This window comes from Dehalococcoidia bacterium, from assembly GCA_040902535.1.
Taxonomy (GTDB): domain Bacteria; phylum Chloroflexota; class Dehalococcoidia; order DSTF01; family JACRBR01; genus JBBDXD01.
Window position 1 is genome coordinate 30,178 of record JBBDXD010000004.1, and the last position, 20,665, is coordinate 50,842.

Below are 20,665 nucleotides of genomic sequence, written 5' to 3' on the forward strand. Positions count from 1 at the left end.
TCTTCCTACTCAATCAGCCGGAACGCGATGGCGTGCGCGATGTCTTCGAAGACCGCCGGCAGGTCTTCTGCCGTCGGTACGCGGTAGAAGTGGTCGTTCGTGTTCAGTGTCGACGATGCGATGCACTTCACAGCCTCTGGTCAGCCGTCGTGTCGGGATCGTTGTTCCCGATTTGGCCGCCGTTCGAGTCCGTCTTGCATTGATCCGCGGTGTACACGGTGTTGTTGTTGGAGGATCCGCACGCGCCGAACGCCACGACGTAAATCTCGATGTCCTGATTCTTCAGCGTGACGGCGAGATCGCGCGTCTTGCGATCCAACGATCGCTCGCGCGTCTCTGAGTTCGAGCCCGGGTTGGAACTCGATGCCGAACCGGAGTTAGCCGCCGAGCAGCCGGTGCCGACGAAGGCATCGGAAGACGTGAAGTTGCTTTCCGGCCGGCCGGCAGGTCGTCGGCGGCGTTCCCTCGCTGCTCGAATAGGAAGCGCTGTTGTAGGTGTTGTCGCCGTCCGTCAGGATCACGATCGAGTTGAGCGTATTGCTCGCTGTCTGGGCGTTCGGCCCGTCGAACATCTCCTGCGCCTTGTACAGCGCCAGACAGACGTTCGTGCCCGTGCCGCCGATCGCCGTAGTGTCGTCGATCGCGCCTACGATGTCGTTCAGGTCGACGGTGAGGTCTTCGAGCATGTTGTCGGTGACGCAGCCGCTGTGCGTGCGTGGCGGGTTATGGCAGCCACGAAACGGCGTATAGCCGACCTGCGTGAAGCCGCTTGCATCGGCCAGGAAGAAGTCAGCGAAGCCTTCGGCTGCGTCCTTCGCTTCCTTAATAGGGCAGCCGGAGTTGCTGTCGGAGCTGTTGCACGGACTCGCCCCCATGCTTCCGGTCGAGTCGACGAGCAGCACCGTATCGGCGGGGACGATCCCGAAGCCGGCCGCCGCGCTCGCCGTGATGTCCAGGTCCTCGAACCCGACGATGCGCATGAATAGCATGCCCACGTTGCGCGTGCCTTCGACGCGGAATTGATTCTCACTCGCCGCCGGGAAGCTGAGCGTCGCATCGGACTGGTTCTCCGTCATGTAGGCTGTCGCGCGCGTCTGCGCGTCAGCGATATCCGGCAACTCCAGCACGCCGGCGAGCGCGGCCGCGTCCAGAGCGCGCGTCAGTTCGGCGCGCGCCACGTACACCCGTCCCGCATCGATCGCCAGTCCCGTCATCGCCATAAATGTGACGAGGAGCATGACGAACATCGGGAGCACTTGTCCCCGTTCACTGCGCAGGTGGCGCACGATGCGCAACATCTCGGTACTCCTTCCGCCGCTCAGTTCGTCGACGGCGGGAACGCCCGCATCGCGGTTGCGCTGCAGATCCGGAGCGTGTCCGGAACGATGAGCGGAACATCAAGCAGGGGTTCGTAGTCGTTGCACACTTCGACCTTGACGGCGTTAACGCCATCGATCTGGTTGTGTGTAACGGCGATATCAGTAAGGGGGTTGATCGGGTTTCGGAGACGCTCGGTCTCGATCACCACGAGGTTCTTGATCTCGTCGTCGGTCGCCAACCCCTTGGAGCCGAGGCGGGCGCCGTCGCGTGCCGTCGAGATCACGGTCACGTACGCGTTCATGGCGTTCGTCACTTCGACGACGCCGATGATGAGGACGAGGAAAATGGGCAGCAGAAAGCCCATCTCAACGAGCGTCTGTCCGCGCTCGCTGTGGCGGCTCCGCTTACGCCGGAAAGCGTTCGCGATGACTCTCCCCATCAAGAGTCTTCCGATCTTTGCATCACCGGACCTTCCCCGGCGCTGCTGCATCGGCCCCGGTACCGGTGCCGATATGACGGGAACCGCGCTCGCTCAGTTATGTGAAGTACCAAACGGCTGAGGTCGGGTATGCCGGAGCGTCGGATCCATCCTTGCCGGCGGTCTCTCCCTAGGTGATCTATCGGCCGTACAGGGTCCCTTCTGTACGTCCCCGGACTCCGGCTCAAACGCGGCGGCAGGGGCTTTCGTTGCACGCCCGCGAGTGGAGGGAGCCTAAGCGAGCAGGTGCTCCAGGATGCGGCCCATCTCGACCTCATCCTTACCGGGCATCGTGATGATCGGCAGGTCCATGCCGAGCGCCCGCCGCTCGTCGATCTCCGCCTTGCACTTCTCGAGCGGACCTACGACTGCTGTCTGATCCAGCATGCGGTCGGAGACCGCCTCGGCGGCGCCGCGCGCGTCTCGATTCGCCCAGGCCGCCCGGATCTTCTCCACCTCATCTCCGAAGCCGTTGCGGGTCAGCATCTCGTAGTAGAAGGTACCCATGCGGCCGACGTAAAACGCGATCGGCCCGCGGGCCTGCGACAGTATCGATGCCTCATCGCCCGCTTCGGTGAGCTGCATGACGAGCGCGGGAGCGACCGTGAGGTCGGCGCGTGTTTTGCCGGCCTTTGTCGCGCCCTGCATCAAGAGGTCGATGCCCTGCTTGATCTTGTCCTTGGGCCAGTAGATGGGAATCCAGCCATCCGCGATTTCGCCGGTCTGCACCATGCTCTTCGGAGTTATCGAGGCTATATAGGTCGGAATGTGGTCGCGCAGCGTCGGGAACTGCATCGTGAAGCCCCGCTCGAACTTGAAGATCTGGCCATCGTACATGAGCTTCTCGCGCTGCATGATCATGTTCAGGATCTCGATGTATTCGCGCAGACGCGTCGCCGGCTTCTCGAACTTCACGCCGTGCCAGTGCTCGACGACGTTCGCGCCCGAACTCCCCAGCCCGATGATCGCCCGCCCGCCGGAGAGCTCGTCCAGCGTCCCGAACGTCATCGCCAGCATGGCCGGCGTGCGGCTGAATACGTTGACGATGGCGGTACCGAGTTGAATCTTCTTCGTGTTCAATGCAAGCTGCGTCAGGATGCTGAACGCATCTCGCCCCCACGCCTCCGCGACCCAGGCGGATTCGACACCCAGATCGTCGGCCACCTGCACACGCTTGATGATGTCCTCCCGCTCTTGAGGGCTTCCGGCGAACCCGATCTGCAACCCGATGCGCTGCGGCATGGCATCTTCTCCTGTGCTGCACACTTGACCGGCGCATGATCAATCCCGTCGCACCAGGGGTCAAACCGTCACCTCGCCAGGGCGCCGTCGTCGAAGTCCACTTGCTACGATTGCCTTCATGCGCATACAGGTCGTGCCAGACGAACAATCACTCGCCCGCCTCGCCGCCGATGCGATTTGCGGTGCGGTCGGCGCCGCGCCATACGCGCTGATCGCGCTGCCCACCGGCATGACGCCGATTCACGCCTACGCGGAAGTCACGGCGCGCGTGGCCCGCGGCGATGCCGACCTGAGCGGCGCCACGGTCTATGCCGTCGACGAGTTCGTCGGCGTGACAGCCGCGACGCCCGGCTCCAACACCGTGTTTTATCGCGACCACCTCACGTTTCCGCTCCGCGCGCTGCGCGTCCCCAATCCGTCGGCAGACGATCCGGATGCGCACATCCGCGACTTCGCGCGTGCGATCGTGACCGCTGGCGGCATCGATTTCTGCTTGCTCGGGGTCGGCACAAACGGACACGTCGCCTTCAACGAGCCGGGTTCGACGCGTGATTCGCACGCGCGCACCGTCGACCTCGCGCCGGCGTCGCGAGAAGTGCACGCGGCGACGTTCGGATCGATAGACGCGGTGCCCGACCGCGGCATGACGCTCGGCATGTCTGATCTCCTCGCGGCGCGCGCCGTGCTGGTGCTCGCGAGCGGCGCCCACAAAGCGGCGATCGTCCGGGACGCGATCGAAGGTCCCGAAACAGAAGACGTACCGGCTTCGCTGCTGCGATCGCACGCGGATCTCACGTGGGTGCTCGACGAGGCCGCGACCTCGCAGCTCAGTCGCCGCTGACCGGTGTGCCCGCGCCATGATCAGGCGCACCCGGTGCATGACGCTGCGCCACGCCGTTCACCAGCAGCATCCCGACGATGATGAGCGCAAGCCCGACGAACAGGTTCACGCTAATCTGCTCGTCGAGCACGGCCCAACCCATGACGGTCGCAACGAGCGGAATCAGATAGCTCACCAGCGAGATCGATGTCGCCGACATGCGCTGCACCAGCGTAAAGAAGATCACGTACGCAAGGCCCGATGACAGCGCCCCCAGCCCGATCCACGAAAGGGAAGCCTGCGCCGAGATCGAAAGGTCCGGAGATCCATCGATCGCCAGCGCGAGGGGGACGGCGATCAGCGCGCCAAAGATCATCTGGCCACTTGCGAGCGAAATCGCATCGCCTTGCAGCTTCTGGCGCGCGATGACGGTTGAGACCGCATAGCCCGCCGATCCGCCAAGCACAGCCAGGTCGCCAAGGGCGTCCGAGCTGGTGATATCGGCAAGGTCAGGCCCGATCAGCACAACCGCGCCCAGGAAGCCGACCACGACGCCCAGCGCGCGGTCTGGCGCCGGACGCTCTGTGCCAGCGGCCGCCGCGATGGCAAAGGTCATCAGCGGCATCGTCGCGTTGAGCGTGGCGGCCAGGCTGCTCGCAATGTGCTGCTGCGCCCACGTGATCAGCGTGAACGGCACCAGGTTATTGAGCACCGCCAGCACCAGCAGCACGCCCCAGGCCGACGGCGGCGGCAGCGAGCGGCGAAAGAGCACGACCGCCGCGCCGAGGAGCACCGCCGACAGCAGCAGGCGCCCGGCGACGATCGTGAACGGATCCACCTCGTCGACCACAACGTCGTTCATCGTGAACGCCGAACCCCAGATGACGCTCAGCGCGACGAGTGGGAGGGCGTCCGCTGCCTTCAATCGTCTCTCCGCCCTACCATCCGCCACAGCCGCGTATCATCGCATTGTGAGCGATTCGCGATGACTCCAACACCTGCCAACCGTATCAGCGGCCTCTACGTGATCGTCGACCCGGACGCCTGTGGCGGACGCAGCGCCTTCGATGTGGCGGAGGCCGCGGTGGCCGGCGGCGCCACGATGATCCAATGGCGAGACAAACGGCGCGACAAGGGCGATCAACTCGCCGAGGTGCGCGCAATCGCCGCCCTCTGCCGCGAGAAGGGCGCGACTTTCATCGTCAACGATCACGCTGACCTGGCGATGGCCGCCGGAGCCGACGGCGTCCACCTCGGTCAACACGACCTGCCGATCGCTGCCGTCCGCCCGATCGTGCGGGCTGACATGATCGTCGGCATTTCGACGAATAACGTCGACGAAGCGCGCGCGGCCGCGACGGATGGCGCCGCTTACATCGCAGTAGGCGCCATGTTCTCAACATCGTCGAAGGACGACACACGGCCGGCGGGACTCGAACGGCTGGTTGAAATCAAGGCAGCCGTCGACGTCCCCGTTGTCGCGATCGGCGGCATCAAAGCATCGAACATCACGTCCGTCATTGGGGCCGGCGCTGATGCCGTCGCCGTAATCAGCGCCGTTTGCGGCGCGCCCGATCCGCGCGCGGCGGCAGCAGCGTTGAGCGCGGCGTTCGGACGCAGGCAGGACTAGCCAGAGCGGGGCGATGCCGCGCGGGAGCCGCATTCAGACGGTGTACACTCGCTCGTCCGGGCCCTTGAGCACCAACGCGCTGGCTTCGCCGGGACGCCAGAACGGCCCGACGAGATTGTCATTCGTATTCGACGCCAGTGCGTCGATCGAGCGCCCGTCGTAGCGGAACAACGCCCCTCGCTCGCCGCAGATCAGTGCGTGCGCCCCGTCGGGGCGCCACGCCGCGCCGAGCAGCGCGGCGGGCGCCTCGACGGGCGTCGTCGCGAACGTCGAGCCGTCGTACTCGAAGAGCTTATTGGCCACCGCGTCGTTGTCTCGATAGGCCACCGACAGCACGAGCGCGCGCGGGGGCTGCGTGCCCGGCCGAAACGCGATCGCCACGGCGTCGTCCTGGTCGTCAGTCGCCAGCAGCGCCTGCGTGTAGCGGCCGTCGCAGCGATACAGCATGTGCGGTCGCGGATATCCGGCGTACGCGCTCGAATACGCCCCGATGAGCGCATAGGCGCCGTCGGGCCGCCACGCGATCGAGCGCATTGTGTGCGCGCGATCCCCCGGTAGCGGCAGGAGCGCCCCCGTGTCGCGATCGAAGCGCAGCACCACACCGCCGTTGCCGATAATCAGCGCGCACGAGTTGTCCGGGGCCCACGCCACGCGCCGCAGATTCTCGGCCGTGACCGATGGCAATTCATGGAAGCGCTGACCGTCGTACAAAAGCACCGCGCCGCGATTGCCGGCGAGCAGCGCGAGAGCGCCGTCGGGGGACCAGGCGGCGCCACGCAGATTGTGCGAGCTCTGGGAGGGCAGATCGTCGAAACGGCCCTCGTCGAATCGGAATACCTGGCCGCGATTCCCGACGAGCAACGCATACTCGCCGTGCGGCCGCCACGCCGCCCAGCGCAATCTTCGCGCCGACTCCGGCGACGCGATGCCGCGTAGTTGATCGCCGTCGAAGAGATAGACGCTCGCCATGCGCACCAGTCTAGGCGATTGGCGGTGCGCTCACTCTCCCGTCGTGACGATCTCGCCGTCACCTGCGATGAAGATGACCGGGATGCCTTCGAACTCCTGGACGACGCCATTCACGCAGACTTCGACTCCCGCGTACAACTCCGCCGGGGGCTGCGCGAACTCGTCCAGGACGCGGTCCGGAATCGCGATGGCGAACGGGACATCGCCGCCTTCCTCGCCGAATTCCAGCAGGGTCAGCGGTTCGTGCGGTCCTGCCGCCTTGCGGACGTTGACGACATCGCCGATAACCGTCTGCCGCGTGCCCGGCTCAACGATCGCCGCCGGCACCGCCTCCCCACAGGGATCGATGGCCGGCGTCAGTGTGTTACCGCCGGCACTGTCCGTCGGGACGCCGCCGAACTCCTCGCCCGGCGGCGGCGCGGGTGCGGTCGTGTCCGGATCGTCGCCCTCGATGCAGGCAGTCAGCGCCACCACGACGACGAGTAGCGCGAACAACATCACGGGTGGCAGGACGAGCGGAATCGGAGGTTTGCGGTGCACGCAAGCATTGTGCCGTAGACGCCGACAAGCAGGAGTCGATGCATGCGTCGCGGGCATGTCAGAAGCGTGTACGCAGAAATGTTGCCTAGCTATGTTGCTCAGCGGTAGAACACGTCCGCGACCTTCGCCATGTACGAAAGCATCGCAGCGGGTTCGAGGCCGTACGCCGGCACGGAGAGCGTCGCCGAGTCGGCGTGCTGCCAGATCGCGGATACGCGCTCGCGCACGTCTGCCGGCAGCGGCGCGATGATTCCCCAGTACCTCGGCTCATTCGGCATGTCGGCGCTCCTTCGAGAGTTCACGACGATCGCGGTTAGCGGCGATAGCGTAGCCCGACCCCCGTGTACGGCACACACCCGCCCGGGTGACACGCAGCGCTTTGCGATCGACGCGATGCGCCATATCGTCGCGTCATCGGCAACCGAAGAGGAAAGGGAGGTGGACGATGGCCGAACAGGACCCCGCAGGAGGGGACACGGCACCGGACGACCTGGAGACAGCGCGGGCGGAAGTCGGCAGGTTGGAAGCGGCGGCTGCGCAGGCAGCCGACGAAGCAGCCTCGCTGCGATCCGCATTGGCGGAAGCGCAGGCAGCGAGCGAAACGTCGTCGAGCGAGGCGGAGGACCTGCGCGCGCAGATCGCCGAAACCGCGCAGCGCGAACGCGACGCCGCGACACGGTACCGGGAGCTTGCGATCCGCGCCGAGCCGGCGCTTCCGGCCGCCCTCATCGCCGGCGACACCATCGCCGCGGTCGATGCGTCGCTCGTCGCCGCGCGCGACGTCGTCGGGCGCGTGAGGTCGCACATCGAAGCGCAGGCGAGCGCGACGCGCGTGCCCGCCGGCGCCCCGCAGCGTTCATCAACCGACCTCAGCGCGATGACGCCTCAGCAGAAGATTCGCTACGGACTCGAACAACGGGCGCAAGGATAGCAACCCCTCGCGCCGGCAGCGTGCGTCGCTGGCGACGCACCCGTTTCCCCAATCATTGACTAAGGAGACTACGCATGGCACTCACACTCGCGGAAGCAGCCAAGCTTTCGAACGACACGGTTCTGCAGGGCGTGATCGAGACGGTCATCCTGGACTCGCCCGTGTTGCAGTTGTTGCCGTTCGTCGAGATCACCGGCAACGGACTCACGTACAACCGGGAGAACGCAGCCCCGACCGCCGCGTTCTTCGACGTCGGCGATACCTGGACCGAAAGCACACCGACGTTCACACAGATCACTGCCACGCTGAAGATCGTCGGTGGCGATGCGGACATCGACAACTTCCTGCTCACGACGCGCAGCAACGTTCAGGATCTGCAGTCAGCCGTGATCAGCCTCAAGGCGAAGGCCGTCCAGCGTAAGTTCGAAGACACGTTCGTGAACGGCGATACAGCCGTCGATGCCAAGTCGTTCGACGGCATCGACAAGCTCGCGACCGGCGGGCAGGCCGCCACCATGGGCACGAACGGCGCGACGCTTTCGCTCACGAAGCTCGACGAGTTGATCGACCTGCTGAAGGGCGGCCGCCCCGACATGCTCCTGATGAGCAAGCGGACGCGCCGCGGCCTCAATACGCTCGCGCGCGCCTCCGGCGGCTTCCTGGAGACGGACCGCAACGAATTCGGCCAGATGGTGCAGTGGTACGACGGCATCCCGGTCGGCGTGTCGGACCACATCTCGGACGCGAAGACCGTCGGATCGAGCACTGACTGCTCGACGATCTACGCCATGTCGTTCGGCGAGGGCGGGCTCGCGGGGATCACGGCGCCGGGCGGCCTGATCGTCGAGACCGTCGGCAGCCTGGAGACGAAGGACGCGACGCGCACGCGCGTGAAGTGGTACGTCAGCGTCGCGCTCTTCAATGCGCTCAAGCTCGCGAAGCTCGTCGGCGTCAGGCCCTGATCTGGTCGCGAGGTCGCTGGTGATTGGTCGTTGGTGACTGGCGGAGGGGGCCGGGCGTTGCCCGGCCTTCCCCGCTGCCCCACGACTGCGCGCGCAAGGTTGACATCGCTGCAGCAGGGACGGCCCCGGTTGAGGTAGCATCGGGATATGGACGCCGCCCACGTTATGTCCGCGCTCGGGAACATCGCGGCCTCCGCCGGCCTGGCGATCGCCGGTCTGTGCGCGCTGCTGATCGCGTTCAGCGGCCCTCGACGCCACATCCTGCCGTTCCGCCTGGCGATCGCATCAGGCGCCGGCCTCATCGCGCTGGCGGCCGATGAAGGCCTCGAATTGCACGATCGAGCGGGGCGTTGGCTGTATCAGGAACATGGCGTCGTGGCGCCGGGGCCGATCAACCATGTCGACGACCTCTTCGTGATCGGATATCTCGCAGCCGGCGTGGCGGTGCTCGCCGTGTACGCACGGAGGCTGCTCCGCACGCCGCGCTTTTTCGGCGGGCTCATCGCGGCTGGCGCGCTGCTGGCGACCGGCACCGGCCTGGACGCCCTGGGCACGACAGGCAGTTGGACGGACGCCGTCGAGGAAACACTGGAAGCAGGCGGCGCATTGCTGCTCGCGGCGGTCTTCGCCCGCGAAGCGCTCGGGCTACAGCAACTTGACGCGGCGAGGGCGTTTCTGTCAGAGTCCACGCCACGAGGGACAGCGAAAGGAGGTGCAGGTGAGTTGGAAAGCAAGGCTCCACAACCAGACAGCCGCGTGCATCTCCGGCCTATGTGAATAGCTGATCCCGCTCGTCGCGATCATCTCAGGCCCGATGCATGCGTCATCGGGCCGTTCTGCACCCTTCGACGGCCCACTCCGTGAACGAACCGCAAGTATAGCGACCGCCCGTTGCGGCGGCCGAAGGAGTGTTGCCATCAACGAAACGCAAACAACTGATCAACCGAACACCGAACATGAGTACCGGCGCTGGCTGGGCCAGATGCATTCCCCCGCACACGCCCGTCGCACGGCGCAACGCAACGCCGCGTTCCTCCTGCCGCACCTCACGCCCAATATGCGGCTGCTCGATGTCGGATGCGGGCCGGGGAGCATCACGATCGGACTCGCTGCTGCGCTCGCGCCCGGTGAGACGACGGGCGTCGACGCAAGCGATGAAGCGATCGATTCGGCCCGGCGTCGCGCCACCGAAGAGAACTGCACGAACGTCCGCTTCGAGGTCGCTGACGCGTACGCGCTGCCGTTCGAAGACGCGACGTTCGATGCGGCGTTCATGCACGCCGTACTCCAGCATCTCGCCGACCCGCTCGCCGCGCTGCGAGAGGTACGGCGCGTGCTCAAACCCGGCGGCGTCATCGGCGTGGCGGACGCGGACTACGACGGCTCCATCATCGCGCCCGATGATCCGATGCTCCGTCGGTCGTTCGACGTGATGGCGGCGCTGCGGGAGCGTGGCACCGGCGATGTGCGCGTCGGCAAGCGGCTGCGCTCGCTGTTGCACGAAGCAGGCTTCGAGCGCACGGTCGCTTCGGCGAACGCGCAGTCAGACGGCACCGCCGACGCCGTGCGATGGACCGGTGAATTCCAGGCGCAGTACTACGCCGCACCGGCGTTCGTCGATCACGTCGCGTTGACCGGCATCGCCACGCGCGACGAGATGGACGCGATGAGCAATGCGTGGCGCGCGTGGTCGACGCATCCCGGGGCGTTCTGGGCGCGCTTCCATTGCGAAGCCGTCGGGTGGCGGAGCTAGCTGTCCGCCAAACAACGGGCAACGGACGACAGAGGGGATTCCTCCCTCGGTCGTCCGTTGTCTGTTGTCGGTCCTGCGCTCTTCGCGTTGTCGTCTTTGGGCCTGACCGCTACGCTTGGGCATGACCGCTGATGCGACGCAGCCCGGCATACTCGTGCGCGCCGGCGAGGCCGAAACGCTCACGTTGCCGAACAACAGCGCCACGCTCTTCGCGGAAGGTAAGGACACAGGCGACGCTTTCAGCGCGTTGCGCTTCACCATGGGCCCTGGCTCCGACGGCGCGCGGCCGCACCACCATGCCAAGGCCTCGGAGCTCTTCTTCATCATCGAAGGCGCCGTGGACATTCTTGTGGGCGACAGCATCCTCACCGCGCGGGCGGGTGACCTCGCAGTCGTCGTGCCCGGCGCCATGCACGCGTTCGCGAACGCGAGCGCGACCGACGGCGCCGACGTCCTGATCATCTTTGGACCGGCGATCGAGCGTTTCGACTACTTCCGCATGCTGCGCGACGTGGTTGCCGGCAAGACGCCGGGTTCCGAGATCCTCGCGACGCAGGAGCGGTTCGATAACTGGTTCAGCGGCAGCGAAGCCTGGAGTGCGCACCGGGCGGCGGCGCAGCAGCGCGGCTGATACCTCGGCTAAACCCGTACGAGCTGGCGCAGCACGTACGGCAAGATGCCACCGTGCGTGTAATACGCCACCTCGATCCGCGTGTCGATGCGGCAGACGACGGTAAACGTCTTCGTCGAACCGTCGGCGGATCTCGCGCGCACGGTGAGGCGCTTCCTCGGCGTTAGTGCATCAGCGATGCCATCGATCTCGTACAGTTCGTCGCCGCTCAGGTCCAGCGTCATGCGATCTTCGCCGTCCTCGAACTGCAGCGGCAGCACGCCCATCTGGACAAGATTGCTGCGGTGGATGCGTTCGTAGCTCTTCGCGATCACCGCGCGAACGCCGAGCAGCGCCGCGCCCTTCGCCGCCCAGTCGCGCGAGGAACCGCTGCCGTACTCGACGCCCGCCAGCACGATCAGCGGCACGCCTTCGTCCTTGTAGCGCATCGCCGCTTCGTAGATCGAGGTCTGTTCGCCGTCCGGAAGGTGGCGCGTGTAACCGCCCTCGGTGCCCGGCGCAAGCTGATTGCGCAGGCGCACGTTCGCGAAGGTGCCGCGCACCATGACCTCGTGGTTGCCGCGCCGCGATCCGTACGAGTTGAAGTCTTCGGGTGCCACTTCGTTGTGGATCAGGTATTGGCCTGCCGGACTCGTCTTCGCGATCGCGCCCGCGGGCGAGATGTGGTCCGTGGTGATCGAATCGCCGAGCATGGCGAGCACGCGCGCGCCGCGAATGTCGCTGCGGGCATCGGGGAGCAACGTCATGCCGTCGAAGTATGGCGGCCGTTTGACGTATGTCGACGCGTCGTCCCACTCGTACAGATTGCCCCGCGGCACATCGAGCGCGCGCCACTCGTCGGTGCCCTCGAAGACCTGCGCGTACTTCTCGCGGAACATGTCGGACTTCACGGCAGTCCGAATGGCTTCGCTGATCTCGGCCTGCGAAGGCCACACGTCGCGCAGGAAGACGGGCGTCCCCTCGCTGCTTGAGCCCAACGGCTCGTTCTGAAAATCAATGTCCATCTTGCCCGCAAGCGCGTACGCCACGACGAGCGGCGGCGATGCAAGATAGTTGGCGCGCACTTCGGACTGCACGCGCCCCTCGAAGTTGCGGTTGCCGGACAGCACCGCCGCGACGATCAAGTTGCCGGAGCGTATTGCGGCACTGATGTGCTGGGGAAGCGGGCCGGAGTTGCCGATGCAGGTCGTGCAGCCGTAACCCACAAGGTAAAAGCCCAGCTTCTCGAGGTGCGGCGTCAATCCGGCTTCGGCAAGGTAGTCCGTCACTACCTTGGAACCCGGCGCGAGGCTCGTCTTCACCCATGGCTTCGTTGTCAGCCCGCGTTCCGTCGCCTTCTTCGCGAGCAACCCCGACGCCAGCATCACCGCCGGATTCGACGTGTTCGTGCACGACGTGATCGCCGCGATCACCACGGAGCCGTGCCGAAGGTCGTATTGCTGATCCCCTTCGCGCACGGGCACGCACTCCCACGGCTCCGGTTCCGGCTCTGCCGCGGCGATCTCCTTCACCGGCGTCGCCGCGCTGCCGCCTTCGCCGAGCCAACGCTGGATCTTCTCCTGGTCAGCGCCGTTCGAGATCCCCTGCTCGAGCAGCGAAACGAGGCTGGTGCGCCAGGCGTGCTTCGCGTCGCGCAGCGGCACGCGGTCCTGCGGCCGTTTCGGGCCTGCAATGCTCGGCTCGACATCGCCAAGATCGAGTGCGAGCATGTCGGTGAAGACGGGATCGGGTGTCGCGTCCGTGCGGAAAAGGCCCTGCGCCTTCGAGTACGCCTCGACGAGTTCGACGACCGGCTCGGGCCGACCGGTGAAGCGCAGGTACGTCAACGTTTCGGCATCGACGGGGAAGTAGCCCATCGTCGCGCCGTACTCCGGCGCCATGTTGGCGATCGTCGCGCGATCGGCGACCGACATGTTCGACAGGCCGGCGCCGAAGAACTCGACAAATTTGCCGACGACGCCCTTCTGCCGCAGCATCTCCGTCACGCGCAGCACGATATCGGTCGCCGTCGCGCCCTCCGGCAACTCGCCGGTGATCTTGAAGCCGATGACCTCCGGCGTCAGCATCGGCATCGGCTGGCCGAGCATCGCCGCCTCCGCCTCGATGCCGCCGACGCCCCAGCCGAACACGCCAAGCCCGTTGATCATCGTCGTGTGTGAGTCGGTCCCGACGAGCGTATCGGGGAACGCGACCACCGCGCCGTCTTGCTGCTTTTCGAAGGTCACGCTCGCCAGGTACTCGAGATTGACCTGGTGCACGATGCCCGTGCCCGGCGGCACGACGCGGAAGTTGTCGAACGCCTCCTGTCCCCAGCGCAGGAAGCCGTAGCGTTCGCGGTTGCGCTCGAACTCGATCCGCGTGTTGTACGTGAAGGCGCCCGACGTGCCGAATTGGTCGACCTGCACCGAGTGGTCGATGACCAGGTCCGCCCGCTGGAGCGGATTGATGCGCCGCGGGTCGCCGCCGAGCGCCTTGATGGCGTCGCGCATGGCTGCCAGGTCGACGACGCACGGCACGCCCGTGAAGTCCTGCATGAGCACGCGCGCCGGCGTGAACCACACTTCGCGATCGGCAGGCGCGAGTGGATTCCACGCCGCCAGCGCCGCGACATCGTCTTTCGTGACCGTGATGCCGTCCTCGTGCCGCGCCAGGTTCTCGAGCAGGATCTTGATCGAAAATGGCAGGCGCGACACGGGGCTCGCGGTCGCCGACTCCAGCGCGTCGAGCCGGAAGATATCGAATACGCGGTCGCCGGCGGTAAGCGGTGCCCGTGACTTGAAGCTATCGAGCGGGGCGGGCATGCGGGACTCCTTTCGCCGGGCGCGGCGATGCTCCGGCGGACAACATGGCTACCTCATTCTACCGCGACGCCGAGCGTAAGTTCGTCCTGTAGCTATTGCAGGCGATAGATTGCGGGAGTAAAGTCCGCTCATCCGACTTCTCATGTGCGACGCGACCATGATAGGGGCTGCAGGATGAGCCAACGACACGACGAACTGCGACAGAGCGTCACCAGCGGCTACGAGGACATGCGCGCGCTCTTCGGGCAACTCACGCCCGAGGCGATGCAGCGCCCGGCAACAGATGGCTGGACCGTCGCACAGCTTGCCGGACACATCGCCGTATCGCCACGCGGGCAGATCTTCCTGATCAACCGCCTGCGCAAAGGGCGCAACGCCACCGTACCGAAGCCACTTGCGTTCATCGTCAATATTCGCAACTGGTGGATGGTGCGCGGATTCAAGAACCCGACGCGGGAAGAGCTGATCAGCGCGCTCGATGACGCGCACGGAGAATTGCTCGCCTGCATCGAAGGCATCAGCGACGAGGAACTGGACAACGCGGGCACCGTCTTCAACAGCGGCTATCAGACCGTGTTCGAAAGCGTCAAGGGCGGCGCTGACCATTCGCGCGAGCACGCTGCCGTGCTGCGGGCCGCCGCCGGCGTCGAAAGCGCGGTTGCCGCGACTCCGTGACGAGTCTGCGAGGGTCGCCTGACTCAGTATGTGCTACTCGTGCCGCAGCGCCTCGATCGGGTCGAGCCGCGACGCACTCCACGCCGGATAGACGCCGGCGACGATACCCGTAAACGCCGACACGAGCAGCCCGACGAACACCCAGCGGGCCGTCACCGTGTACTGCGTGTCGCTGCCGCCGATCTCCCATGCCTCGGCGATCTGCGTCGCCGCCCAGCCTCCCGCGACGCCGATCGCGCCGCCGATCAGCGTCACCAGGAACGCTTCGACGAGGAACTGCATGAGGATGTCCATGCGTCGCGCGCCGATCGCTTTGCGGATGCCGATCTCGCGCGTCCGTTCGGTCACGGACACGAGCATGATGTTCATGATCCCCAACCCGCCCACGACCAGCGAGATCAGCGCGATCGAAAGCACCAGCACCTGCAGCGACCGCTCGACCTCCGTGGCCGTCGACAGCAACTCGCTCTGGCTCTCGATGCGGAAGTCGTTATCGACCGTACCGCGGGCCTCTCGCAACACACCTGCGATCGCCTCGCGCGTCTCGTCGGTCTTGCCGCGGTCCTCGAGCTTGATGTTGATCTGGTCAATGTTCGTGAAGCCGTTCGGGTTGCGCACCAGCGCCACGCGCGCCTGCACCGATGGCAGCGGCACGAAGACGCGCTCATCCTCGTTGCCCAGGGCGCTGCCGCCGCGCGCCTCCATAACGCCGATCACAGTGAAATTGAAGGTGACGCCGAACTGGCCGACGCCCGCGAAGATGCGGATGCTCTCGCCGACCGGATCGATATCGCCGAACAGCTCGCTCGCCGCGTCGGAGCCGAGCACGACCACGAGCGCCTTCTTCGTGATGTCGTCCTCGCTGATAAAACGTCCGCGTGCGACGTAGAAATCGCGCACAAACTGGTACGAGGACTCCGCGCCCACCATCACCGTGGAGAAGTTCTCGCTGCGGTAACTCGCCCGCACCTGGATGATCTCGCCCGGTTCGCCGACCACTGCCTGTGAGGCGATGCCGTCGATGTTCGGGAGCGCCGCCAATTTAATGGCGTTCGCGTCCTCGAAGAACAGGCTCGGCCCCTGCCCCGGGAACGATGGGCCCTCATCTTCCTCCACGCCCGGCTTCACGAACAGAAGATTGCTGCCGAGGCCGCGGATGCGCTCGCCCACGCCCTGCTGCGCACCCTCGCTGGCCGCTGTCAGCACGATCACCGCTGCCACGCCGATGATGATGCCGAGCATCGTGAGGAACGTGCGCAATACGTGGCTGCGCAGCGCCGTCGTCGCGGAGAGGAAGACATCGATGAGTGTCATGGCGCCGCGGGATCCGCTGCGACGGCCGCCGGTTGCGCGTACGAAGGCACGTTGGGCACGTCGCTGACGATTTTGCCGTCGCGAAACGACACGACCCGCCTCGTGTACGCCGCCACCTCATGCTCGTGCGTCACAAAGGCGATGGTGATGCCTCGCACTTCGTTGAGCCTGCGGAAGATCTCCATCACGTCGTGACTTGTCTTCGTATCGAGCGCGCCGGTCGGTTCGTCGGCAAGGATGATCGTTGGATTGCCGACAAGCGCCCGCGCGATCGCGACGCGCTGCTGCTGGCCACCCGATAGCTGCGTGGGTTTGTGGTCGGCGCGATTCTCGAGCCCGACGAGGCGCAGCGCCGCCATCGCCGCGCGCTTGCGGCCGGAGACGCCGCGATACAGCAGCGGCAGCGCCACCTGGTCGACGGCGCGCAGGCGCGGCAACAGGTTGAACGATTGGAACACGAAGCCGAGCCGCCGATTGCGGATCTTCGCCAATTGCGCATCGCCGAGCCGGCTGACATTGATGCCATCGAGCTGATAGACGCCGTCCGTCGGCCGGTCCAGGCACCCCACGATGTTCATCAGCGTCGACTTGCCTGAGCCCGACGGCCCCATGATCGCCAGGAACTCGCCGTCTGCGATGTCGAGGTCGACGCCGTTGAGCGCTGGCACCTGCTGCGATCCGACGCGATAGATCTTCTTGATGCTGCGCAGGCGGATCATGTCAGCTCACGCCGCCCGGCAGCGGCTCGAACTCATCCTCGTCGTTTTGCGCACCGGCGTTCAGCACAGGCGCCACCACGATGTCGCCGTCTTGCAGGCCGGTGAGGATCTCCACGTTGTTCTGGTCGGAAAGTCCGGTCGTCACCACGACCTCCTGCACCGTGCCGTCGCGGCGCGCGTCGACGACCTGCGCCTGGCCGTTGTTCCGGATCGCTCGCGGCGGCACGGTGAGCACGTCCGGCTTCGACTCGGTGGTGATCTGACCGCGTGCGTTCATTCCCGGCGACGGACGGGACGCGCCAACAACAAGGTCGGCCTTGACCTTGTAGGTAACGACGCCCTGGTTCTGCGTGGGCGCTAACCCGATCTCGGAAATCGTGAAGGGGTAGACGCCGCCAGCGTCGAAGAGCGCGACTCCGGACTGACCAACCTCTACGCTCTGATAGTCGCTTTCGCTGATGTCCATCTCAAGGTGCATGCGGTCGGGCGTCAGCAGGATGATCGCGGGGTCGACATTCGCAGGCCCGAAGAACTCGCCCGCCGTGATGTTCACCGCCGCCACCGTGCCATCGAACGGCGCGATGATCTGCGCCTCTTCAAGACGGATCTCCGCCGCCACGACGCTGAGCGCCGCCGTCCGCACCGCCTCCTGCGCCTGCGCGATGGCGTTCGCCGTCGGCCCATCAAGCGCTTCGTCGTAGCGCGCTTCCGCCGATGCGAACGAGGCTTCCGCGCTCGACACGGCGGCGTCGGCCGTCGCGAGCTGCTCGGGCGTTGCGCCCGCACGCGCATCGGCGAGTTTTTCTTCCGCCGCCCGCAGCGACGCCTGCGCGGCAGCGACCGCCGCATCGACTGCGGCCCTGTCCGTGCTCGAAGGCCCGTCTTCGAGCGCGGCGAGCTTCGCTTCGGCAGATTCGAGCGCGTTCTCCGCCGAGTCGACCGAAGCCTCAGCCGAGTCGCGCGTGTTCACGGCGTTCAGGTAGGCGCTATTCGATGAGATCACCGTCAGCGCCGCCGATGCGTTCGCCCCGGCCAGTTGCCCGTCCAGGTACGATCCGTCGGCGCCGGAGATCGGCGCGGGGTACGCGCCGCAGAAAGCGGGCGCGCCATCGGCGCCGCAGTACAGCACCTGCGCGTTCTTTAACGCCGCGGCCGCCGACACCACGCTGTTGCCGGCACTCGCCAATGCGTTCTCCGCGGAGGTCAACGCTGTTTCGGCCGCGGTCACCGCCGCTTCCGCCCCGATCACCTCCGCATCGTCTGCGCCATCTATGAGCTGCTGCTGATTCGACTGCGCCGTCGCTAGCTGTGACCGCGCGCTCTCGACTGCCTGCTCCGCCGCCGCGAGGTCCGCCGCCGACGCGCCGTCGATCAGCTCCGTACGGTCGTTGCCGGCCTTCACGAGCGCCGCGCGCGCCGTCTCGACTGCCTGGAACGCAGCCGCGAGGTCGGCGTCCGTCGAACCGTCGAGCAGATCTTGCAGGCGCAGTTGCGCTGTCCGCTGGCTGGTCTGCGCGGACGCGACGTTGTTGGCGAAGTCGTCCGACTCCATCGCCGCCAACACCTGCCCTTCCCGGACTTCGTCGCCAATCTTCACGTTGACGCTGGCGACCTTGCCGGACGACTGGAACACCAGGTCGCTGTTGAGCTGGGCGTCTGCCACACCCGATATGAGGAGCGTTGCGCTGATGGTCTTCCGCTCGACGGGGATGTCTTCCGTCGCCCGCGCCACCGTCGCTTCCTCGCGAACGAAGAAGTAGTAGACGGCGGCGGCTGAGAACGCCACCACCAGCAGGAGGATCGCGAAGCTGATCACCCTGGCGCGCCAGGGACTCTCGTCGATCGTCAGGTCGTCGTCGAGGTCGAACGTAGCGGCCACAGCATCCTCTTCAATGAATGTCATTCATTGCAGAGAGAGAGGCTACGGATACCTAACCCTTACGTCAACAGTATTGCCGCCACTTTGAAGCTGAAAACATCTGTTGAAAGGCACGAAGTCAAGTCTGGCGGGCACGTCGGCTGCCCAGTCAAACCCTTAGGGACGCTTAAGGGAGCACCCTCAGGGGCCGACATTGACTGAAGGAGTCAGGCACGCAGGGTCCGAAATGGGGACGGGGGAGTTCATGCGTCTTGAGATTGCCATCGCCGTACTGACGCTCGTGGCCGCAGCCGCGATGATCGACCGGCAGACGTTCGTCGCCGAAGCACAGCAGGCAACGCCCGCGCTCACCGGCGACGTCATCGTGAAGTTCAAGGATGGCACGACCCTCGCCGGGGTTGGCGCCGCCATCGAGCAGGCAGACGCCGCGCCGGTGCAATCGACGCCTTCGGGCGCCGTACTGCTGGAGCCGGACGCCGGCCAGACCGTCGATGAAGCACTCGCATCACTGAACGCCGACCCGAACGTCGCATACGCCGAGCCCGACGTGCTGGTCACGATCGATGTGACGCCGAACGACACGTACTACGGCGGCTACCAGGCCTGGCACTTCGATCAAATCAACGCGCCCGCCGCATGGGACAGCGAGACTGGCGCGCCGGGCACCGTCATCGCCGTCATCGATACAGGCGTGCAGAGCGTGCATCCGGACCTCAATGGCAACATGGTGTCGGGCGCGAATTTCGTCACCGTGCCGGTCGCTAGCTCTTCGAACTCCGGCGGACAGGTGCGCGTCACGACGAATACGCCGCATCCCTACCTCACCGGCGAGCAGGTGACGATCAGCGGCCACAGCGTCGCCGGCGTGAACGGCACGTGGACGATCTCGATGCCGGCCGCGTTGACGATCAGCTCGTCGACGCTCAGCGCCGGCACGATCACCGTGACGACGACTGCCGCGCACAACCTGCTCGTCGGCGACTACGCCATGGTGCGCGGCCATTCCATCGGCGGCGCGAACGGGCAGTGGACGGTGACCGCCGTCCCCAGCGCGACGCAATTCCGCTATTCCTGCAGTCCCGCATGCACCACCGGCAGCGGCACCGGCGGCGTTGCCAAACAGGCGACGTGGTTCAACCTGTCCGGCTCGACGTATTCCAGCGCCGGTACATCCGGTAACGCGTTGAACACCAGCCCCCGCGACGATGAGGGGCACGGTACGTCCGTCGCCGGGTTCATCGCTGCGGAGTCGAACAACAGCCAGGGCGTGGCAGGCGTCTGCTGGACGTGCAAGATCATGCCCGTGAAGGTGCTCGGCGCGACCGGATCCGGTTCCAGTCTCGCCGTCGCTGCGGGCATCGAGTGGGCGGCCGACAACGACGCCGATGTCATCAACCTCAGCCTCAGTTCGCCTTCGCACTCGCAGGCCATGCTCGACGCCGTGGACTACGCGTGGGGCCTCGGCGCGATCGTCGTCGCGGCGAGCGGCAACGACGGCGACACGCTCGATCCCTCCGTGCGTTATCCCGCGAAGTATCCGAACGCAATCGCCGTCGGCGCCACGAATGCCAGCGGCCTGCGCGCATCATTCTCGAATTACGGCCCCGAGCTCGACATCGTCGCGCCCGGGGAGAACGTCACGAGCACATCGGCCACGGGTTTCGGCGACAGCGGCGGCTGGTACGCGTCGGGCTCCGGCACGTCGTTCGCGGCGCCGCACGTCGCGGGCGTCGTCGGCCTGATGATCTCGCACGGCATCACCAACAAGACAGACATCGTGAACGGACTGACCTCGACGGCCGCCGATGCCGGCGCCGCCGGGCTTGACGACCTGTACGGCCACGGGATCGTGGATGCGGCGGCGGCGGTGGGTGCTGGTGCGGATACGACGCCGCCGACCGCTTCGATTACGTCCATCGCGGACGGCGCGACGGTGTCCGGCCGCGTCGAAATATGGGCCTCGGCTAACGACGACAGCGCCGTCACCAAGGTCAGCTTCTA

At 66.1% G+C, this 20,665-nt stretch carries 22 protein-coding genes; 9 read left to right on the plus strand and 13 right to left on the minus strand.

The features are described 5' to 3' along the window. Window positions 1-5: 5 nt before the first annotated feature. The 5 genes from WEB52_02425 to WEB52_02445 all read right to left on the minus strand — a co-directional run bounded on the left by WEB52_02425 (window position 6) and on the right by WEB52_02445 (window position 3,040). Window positions 6-131 (minus strand): hypothetical protein, encoded by a 126-nt coding sequence (locus WEB52_02425; protein MEX2225289.1) that lies wholly within the window; start codon window positions 129-131, stop codon window positions 6-8. After that, window positions 128-319 carry a hypothetical protein gene (locus WEB52_02430; GenBank protein ID MEX2225290.1) on the minus strand — a complete coding sequence of 64 codons (192 nt, stop codon included), beginning with the start codon at window positions 317-319 and terminating at the stop codon, window positions 128-130. The genes WEB52_02425 and WEB52_02430 overlap by 4 nt, the downstream gene beginning before the upstream one ends. A 58-nt stretch (window positions 320-377) precedes the next feature. Next, a complete protein-coding gene (locus WEB52_02435; protein ID MEX2225291.1) occupies window positions 378-1,298 on the minus strand; it encodes a pilus assembly protein TadG-related protein in 921 nt (306 codons plus the stop codon). A gap of 20 nt (window positions 1,299-1,318) precedes the next feature. Beyond that, window positions 1,319-1,759: a TadE family protein gene (locus WEB52_02440; protein ID MEX2225292.1), complete on the minus strand. Its 441-nt coding sequence runs from the start codon at window positions 1,757-1,759 to the stop codon at window positions 1,319-1,321. A 273-nt stretch (window positions 1,760-2,032) separates the two neighbouring features. Next, window positions 2,033-3,040, minus strand: coding sequence for an LLM class flavin-dependent oxidoreductase (locus WEB52_02445; GenBank protein ID MEX2225293.1), 1,008 nt, complete (start codon window positions 3,038-3,040; stop codon window positions 2,033-2,035). A 118-nt stretch (window positions 3,041-3,158) separates the two neighbouring features. Between WEB52_02445 and WEB52_02450 the strand changes: the two genes are divergently transcribed. Next, a complete protein-coding gene (locus WEB52_02450; GenBank protein MEX2225294.1) occupies window positions 3,159-3,881 on the plus strand; it encodes a glucosamine-6-phosphate deaminase in 723 nt (240 codons plus the stop codon). On the opposite strand, the gene WEB52_02455 is transcribed toward WEB52_02450, so the two are convergent. After that, complete coding sequence (locus WEB52_02455) at window positions 3,868-4,785, minus strand: DMT family transporter (protein MEX2225295.1); 918 nt, start codon at window positions 4,783-4,785, stop codon at window positions 3,868-3,870. The two genes, WEB52_02450 and WEB52_02455, sit on opposite strands and share 14 nt — an antisense overlap. A 60-nt stretch (window positions 4,786-4,845) precedes the next feature. Here WEB52_02455 and thiE point away from each other — a divergent pair, with 60 nt between their 5' ends. Further along, on the plus strand, window positions 4,846-5,490 hold the full coding sequence (gene thiE / locus WEB52_02460; protein ID MEX2225296.1) for a thiamine phosphate synthase: 645 nt from the start codon (window positions 4,846-4,848) through the stop codon (window positions 5,488-5,490). 33 nt (window positions 5,491-5,523) lie between these two features. On the opposite strand, the gene WEB52_02465 is transcribed toward thiE, so the two are convergent. From WEB52_02465 to WEB52_02475, 3 genes are all read right to left on the minus strand, one after another. Beyond that, a complete protein-coding gene (locus tag WEB52_02465; GenBank protein MEX2225297.1) occupies window positions 5,524-6,459 on the minus strand; it encodes a WD40 repeat domain-containing protein in 936 nt (311 codons plus the stop codon). A 30-nt stretch (window positions 6,460-6,489) separates the two neighbouring features. Continuing rightward, the gene (locus WEB52_02470) at window positions 6,490-6,999 is read right to left on the minus strand and encodes a hypothetical protein (GenBank protein ID MEX2225298.1); all 510 of its coding nucleotides are present in this window, start codon (window positions 6,997-6,999) and stop codon (window positions 6,490-6,492) included. 98 nt (window positions 7,000-7,097) lie between these two features. Further along, window positions 7,098-7,277, minus strand: coding sequence for a hypothetical protein (locus WEB52_02475; GenBank protein MEX2225299.1), 180 nt, complete (start codon window positions 7,275-7,277; stop codon window positions 7,098-7,100). A gap of 167 nt (window positions 7,278-7,444) precedes the next feature. On the opposite strand from WEB52_02475, the gene WEB52_02480 reads away from it, so the two are divergent. The 5 genes from WEB52_02480 (at window position 7,445) to WEB52_02500 (ending at window position 11,276) form a co-directional block, all read left to right on the plus strand. Beyond that, window positions 7,445-7,930 carry a hypothetical protein gene (locus WEB52_02480; GenBank protein MEX2225300.1) on the plus strand — a complete coding sequence of 162 codons (486 nt, stop codon included), beginning with the start codon at window positions 7,445-7,447 and terminating at the stop codon, window positions 7,928-7,930. Between the two features lie 74 nt (window positions 7,931-8,004). Further along, entirely contained in the window at window positions 8,005-8,892 is an 888-nt protein-coding gene (locus tag WEB52_02485) for a major capsid protein (GenBank protein MEX2225301.1), read from the plus strand. A 147-nt stretch (window positions 8,893-9,039) separates the two neighbouring features. Beyond that, a complete protein-coding gene (locus tag WEB52_02490; GenBank protein ID MEX2225302.1) occupies window positions 9,040-9,669 on the plus strand; it encodes a hypothetical protein in 630 nt (209 codons plus the stop codon). Between the two features lie 205 nt (window positions 9,670-9,874). Continuing rightward, window positions 9,875-10,645 (plus strand): methyltransferase domain-containing protein, encoded by a 771-nt coding sequence (locus tag WEB52_02495; protein ID MEX2225303.1) that lies wholly within the window; start codon window positions 9,875-9,877, stop codon window positions 10,643-10,645. 121 nt (window positions 10,646-10,766) lie between these two features. Then, window positions 10,767-11,276, plus strand: a complete 510-nt coding sequence (locus tag WEB52_02500) for a cupin domain-containing protein (protein MEX2225304.1) — start codon at window positions 10,767-10,769, stop codon at window positions 11,274-11,276. A gap of 8 nt (window positions 11,277-11,284) precedes the next feature. Here the strand turns inward: WEB52_02500 and acnA are convergent, their stop codons facing one another. Continuing rightward, the gene (gene acnA, locus WEB52_02505; GenBank protein ID MEX2225305.1) at window positions 11,285-14,077 is read right to left on the minus strand and encodes an aconitate hydratase AcnA; all 2,793 of its coding nucleotides are present in this window, start codon (window positions 14,075-14,077) and stop codon (window positions 11,285-11,287) included. A 174-nt stretch (window positions 14,078-14,251) separates the two neighbouring features. On the opposite strand from acnA, the gene WEB52_02510 reads away from it, so the two are divergent. After that, window positions 14,252-14,752 (plus strand): DinB family protein, encoded by a 501-nt coding sequence (locus tag WEB52_02510; GenBank protein MEX2225306.1) that lies wholly within the window; start codon window positions 14,252-14,254, stop codon window positions 14,750-14,752. Between the two features lie 33 nt (window positions 14,753-14,785). On the opposite strand, the gene WEB52_02515 is transcribed toward WEB52_02510, so the two are convergent. The 3 genes from WEB52_02515 to WEB52_02525 are packed head-to-tail and all read right to left on the minus strand — an operon-like array spanning window position 14,786 to window position 18,664. Continuing rightward, window positions 14,786-16,066 carry an ABC transporter permease gene (locus WEB52_02515; protein ID MEX2225307.1) on the minus strand — a complete coding sequence of 427 codons (1,281 nt, stop codon included), beginning with the start codon at window positions 16,064-16,066 and terminating at the stop codon, window positions 14,786-14,788. Beyond that, window positions 16,063-16,785 (minus strand): ABC transporter ATP-binding protein, encoded by a 723-nt coding sequence (locus tag WEB52_02520; GenBank protein MEX2225308.1) that lies wholly within the window; start codon window positions 16,783-16,785, stop codon window positions 16,063-16,065. The genes WEB52_02515 and WEB52_02520 overlap by 4 nt, the downstream gene beginning before the upstream one ends. 1 nt (window position 16,786) lies before the next feature. Continuing rightward, a complete protein-coding gene (locus tag WEB52_02525) occupies window positions 16,787-18,664 on the minus strand; it encodes a biotin/lipoyl-binding protein (GenBank protein ID MEX2225309.1) in 1,878 nt (625 codons plus the stop codon). Between the two features lie 244 nt (window positions 18,665-18,908). On the opposite strand from WEB52_02525, the gene WEB52_02530 reads away from it, so the two are divergent. Further along, a partial coding sequence (locus tag WEB52_02530; protein MEX2225310.1) for a S8 family serine peptidase occupies window positions 18,909-20,665 on the plus strand: 1,757 nt, incomplete at its 3' end.